The 218-nt window shown below is 64.2% G+C and carries 1 pseudogene; it reads right to left on the bottom strand.

Features of this window, described 5'->3' with window-relative positions:
- Positions 1–218 (bottom strand): annotated as a pseudogene (locus ACW9IR_RS30320) (PvdJ/PvdD/PvdP-like protein); the annotation flags it as partial.

Below are 218 nucleotides of genomic sequence, written 5' to 3'. Positions count from 1 at the left end.
CACCAAAAGTAATGCGCAGCGCCAGCTTCATGACCTCTGGGTCCATCTCCATCGACTTGCCCACCTGCAACCCCGGCGTGGTGCTGCAGCCATGGGTATCCGGGCCCAGCCAGGGGTCGCCGACTTCCACCCAGCGACCCGGTGCGAACCAGGCCACGCCGTTGACTTGCATGCGCTGGACTTCGCCCGGATTGAAGCGTTCATGGGCACGGAACCAG

The sequence above is a fragment of the Pseudomonas sp. SDT291_1_S447 genome, assembly GCF_054070155.1.
Note: the sequence above shows the minus strand (reverse complement) of the source record. Positions and strands in the feature narration are given on the sequence as shown.